Below are 4048 nucleotides of genomic sequence, written 5' to 3' on the forward strand. Positions count from 1 at the left end.
TTCGGTGCGCTTTCGAGTGCCCGCCGGTGGGGGCTTCTCGTGCAGTTCCCCGCGCCCCTGGGTGGGACCGCCCGGCGTGGGTTTCAAGGCTGGGCCAGGAGACTGCGTCGGTGGGCGCTTGTCGCGCTCACGCGGCGGTAGCTGCACATTCAGCACAGCCCCGTGCCCCTGGGTGGGTCGACTCGCCCCGAGTGGGACGTGACCCTGTGTCACGTCCCACTCGGGGGCCGGTGTTCGTCAGGCGGTGGCGGTCAGGCGGGTGATTGCTTCCTCGACCGTCAGTTCCTCGCGTTCGCCCGTGCGGCGGTCCTTCAGTTCGAGGATGCCCTCGGCCGAGCGGCGGCCCGCCACCAGGATCTTCGGTACGCCGATCAGCTCGGCGTCCGTGAACTTGACGCCCGGGGAGACGCCGGCGCGGTCGTCGACCAGGACGCGGGCGCCGGCCGCCGCCAGCTTGTCGGAGACGTCGAGGGCCAGTTCGGTCTGGAGGGCCTTGCCCGCGGCGACGACGTGGACGTCGGCCGGGGCGATCTCCTTGGGCCAGCACAGGCCTTGCTCGTCGGCGTGCTGCTCGGCGAGGGCCGCGACCGCGCGGGAGACGCCGATGCCGTACGAGCCCATGGTCACGCGGACCGGCTTGCCCTGCTGGCCGAGGACGTCGAGGCTGAGGGCGTCGGCGTACTTGCGGCCGAGCTGGAAGATGTGGCCGATCTCGATGGCGCGGTCCAGCTTGAGGCCGGTGCCGCAGGCCGGGCACGGGTCGCCCTCCTGGACGACCACGGCGTCGACGTACTCGTCGACCTCGAAGTCACGGCCGGCGACGACGTTCTTCGCGTGCAGGCCTTCCTTGTTGGCGCCGGTGATCCAGGCGGTGCCGGGGGCGATGCGCGGGTCGGCGAAGTAGCGGACCTTCTCCAGGCCCTGCGGGCCGACGTAGCCGCGTACGAGGTCGTCGCGGCCGGTGAAGTCCTCGGCGGTGACGAGTTCGACGGGGGCGGGCGCGAAGTGCGCCTCGACCTTGCCCATGTCGACCTCGCGGTCACCGGGGACGCCGATCGCGACGATCTCGCCGTCCACCTTGATCAGGAGGTTCTTGAGGGTGGCGGAGGCGGCGACCTCCAGGTACGCGGCGAGCGTCTCGATGGTCGGGGTGTCGGGGGTCGGGATCTCCTCCAGGGCGGGGACGGCCGAGCCGTCGACCGGCTGGAGCGCGTACGTGATCGCCTCGGTGTTGGCGGCGTAGTCGCAGTTGGGGCAGTCGGCGAAGGTGTCCTCGCCGGCGGCGGCCGGGGCGAGGAACTCCTCGGACTTGGAGCCGCCCATGGCGCCCGCGGTGGCGGCGCAGATGCGGTAGTCGAGGCCGAGACGCGCGAAGACCTTCTGGTACGCCTCGCGGTGCAGGGCGTACGACTTGGCCAGGCCCTCGTCCTCCAGGTCGAAGGAGTAGGAGTCCTTCATCAGGAACTCGCGGCCACGCAGGATGCCGGCGCGCGGGCGGGCCTCGTCGCGGTACTTGTTCTGGATCTGGTAGAGGATCACGGGCAGGTCCTTGTAGGACGTGCACTGGTCCTTGACCAGCAGGGTGAAGATCTCCTCGTGGGTCGGGCCGAGGAGGTAGTCGCCGCCCTTGCGGTCGTTGAGGCGGAACAGCTCGGGGCCGTACTCCTCCCAGCGGCCGGTCGCCTCGTACGGCTCCCTCGGCAGCAGGGCGGGGAGGGTGACCTCCTGGGCGCCGATGGCGTCCATCTCCTCGCGGACGACCCGCTCCACGTTGGCCAGGACCTTCTTGCCGAGCGGCAGCCAGGACCACAGACCGGCGGCGGTACGCCGCACATAACCGGCCCTGACCAGCAGTTTGTGGCTGAGGACCTCGGCGTCGGCGGGGTCGTCACGCAGTGTCTTGACCATCAAACGGGACATGCGCTGGACCTGGGCCTGGGCCATGATTCTCGACTCCTGCTGCGTAAGGGTGATGGCAGGAGGTTAGCCGGGGGGTACGGGACGGTGGTAATCGACCGGGAACAGTCCCTCAGCGCCTGCGCAGTGGCAGTGGGGCGCCCATCACCGCGTACGGCCTCGGGGCGCTGGGGAAGAGGACCTGGCGGGCCAGGTCCTCGTAGCCGAGCGAGTGGTAGAGGCCGCGGGCCGGGCTGTCGGTGTCGATCGCGGAGAGGATCGAGCGGGGTTCGGCGGCGCTGTCGGTGATGGCGGTGATGAGGGCGCGGCCGATGCCCATGTTCTGGAAGGTCGGGTGGACGTGCAGTTCGGTGATCACGAAGGAGTCGTCGAGCCAGGCGTCATGGCCCTGCCTGCGCAGATACGGCTCGACGACGGTGGACCACCAGTGCGTACGGTCGTTCGGCATTCCGTACACGAACCCGGCGAGCCGTCCGTCGGGGGTGGTCGCGCCGAGCGCGCGGGCACCGGGCTGGGTCAGGTGCCGCAGGACGATCTGTCTGCGTACGGCGACCTCGTCGGCGGCGAGCCCGAAGGCCACGGCCTGGACGGCGAGCGCCTCGTCGACCCGGGCGGCGAGGTCGAGGGGGCCGACGACCACGTCGTGGGGGCGGGGGTGACGGTGGTCCTGACCCGGGAAGCGCGGCATGGCGGGAGACTACAGGGGGTGTGGACCGTCCCTGGGGTGTGCGGGCCGGATGTGGCTGAGCCCCGTACCCCTGGATCACCCGGATCACCCGGATCGCCCGGATCACCCGGATCGCCCGGACCAGTCGGATCTCTCGGATCACTCGGATCTCGCGGACACCGGGGGCGTTTCAGAACAGGATGCTCGTGAACGCTCCGACTTCCTGGAAGCCCACCCTCCGATATGTCCGGCGGGCCGCGGTGTTGAAGTCGTTCACATACAGGCTGACCACCGGGGCCACGTCGGCGAGGGCGTAGCGCAGTACGGCGGCCATGCCGGGGGCGGCGAGGCCCTGGCCACGGTATTCGGGGGCCACCCAGACGCCCTGGATCTGGCAGGCCTGCGCGGTCGCGGCGCCGATCTCGGCCTTGAAGACGACCTTGCCGTCCTGGTCGAGGCGGGCGAAGGAGCGGCCGTAGCCGACCAGTTCGGCGACCCTGGCCTGATAGAGGAGTCCGCCGTCGCCGGCGAGTGGCGAGATTCCGACCTCTTCGGTGAACATCGCCACGCACGCCGGCATGATCGTCTCTATCTCGTCCTTGAGGATGCGGCGGACGTGGGGATCCGGGGTGATGAGGGCGGGGTCCGGCATCCGGTCGGTGACCATGAGGGGCTGATGGCGGCGGACTTCCCTGGCCGGGCCCCAGCTCGGTTCGAGCAGCCGCCACAGCTGGGTGGTGGCCTCGGCGGGGCCGACGATGGAGGAGCAGCGGCGGCCGGCTCGCCTGGCGCGGTCGGCGAAGGCGCGTACGGCGCGCGGGGTGGCGCAGATGGGGACGAGGTTGGCGCCCGCGTAGCAGAGGCTGGTGAGCATGCCGTCCTCGTACCAGCCCCACATCTCGCCGCCGAGGCGCCAGGGGTCGAGGCCTGCCACCTGTACGCGGGCGGTCACGAAGGCGTTCGCGACCGGCTCGCGGCCGAGGACGGCGAGCGCGGCGTCCAGGTCGCCCGGGTCGAGCACCCGGGAGGTGGTCTGCGTCAACACGTGCGGGGCCTCACCGATGCGGTTTGCTGATCCCCGCACTGTACCTGCGGAAGCTGAGCGGCGCGTCCCTGCTGCGGGTGCGCTGTCTGGTTCGGTGACCGTCGCCCCGGCTGCCGTCCCTGGGGGCTGCCGCCCCCAGCCCCCGCTTCGGCCTGAACGGCCTCGTCCTCAAACGCCGGACGGGCTGGGGGTGCCTGGCGTGGGCTTGTCCTCGAACCCCGGACGGGCTGAGGGGGCCTGGCGTCGGCTTGTCCTCAAACGATGGACGGGCTGAGGGTGCCTGGGCTGGGCTTGTCCCCGAACCCCGGACGTGCTGAATGTGCCTGGGCTGGGCTTGTCCCCGAACCCCGGACGGGCTGAGGGTGCCTGGCCTGGGCTTGTCCCCGAACCCCGGACGGCACCCCCCAGCCCGTCCGGCG

The 4048-nt window shown here is 71.1% G+C and carries 3 protein-coding genes; all 3 read right to left on the reverse strand.

Features of this window, described 5'->3' with window-relative positions; genetic code table 11:
* Positions 1-237 precede the first annotated feature (237 nt).
* Positions 238-1944, reverse strand: a complete 1707-nt coding sequence (locus AOK08_RS16180) for a proline--tRNA ligase (protein ID WP_055526270.1) — start codon at positions 1942-1944, stop codon at positions 238-240.
* Positions 1945-2029: 85 nt separating this feature from the next.
* Positions 2030-2605 carry a GNAT family N-acetyltransferase gene (locus AOK08_RS16185; RefSeq protein WP_055526271.1) on the reverse strand — a complete coding sequence of 192 codons (576 nt, stop codon included), beginning with the start codon at positions 2603-2605 and terminating at the stop codon, positions 2030-2032.
* Positions 2606-2774: 169 nt separating this feature from the next.
* Positions 2775-3629 carry a GNAT family N-acetyltransferase gene (locus AOK08_RS16190; protein WP_055526272.1) on the reverse strand — a complete coding sequence of 285 codons (855 nt, stop codon included), beginning with the start codon at positions 3627-3629 and terminating at the stop codon, positions 2775-2777.
* Positions 3630-4048 lie beyond the last annotated feature (419 nt).

This window comes from Streptomyces graminilatus, assembly GCF_001418565.1.
GTDB lineage: Bacteria > Actinomycetota > Actinomycetes > Streptomycetales > Streptomycetaceae > Streptomyces > Streptomyces graminilatus.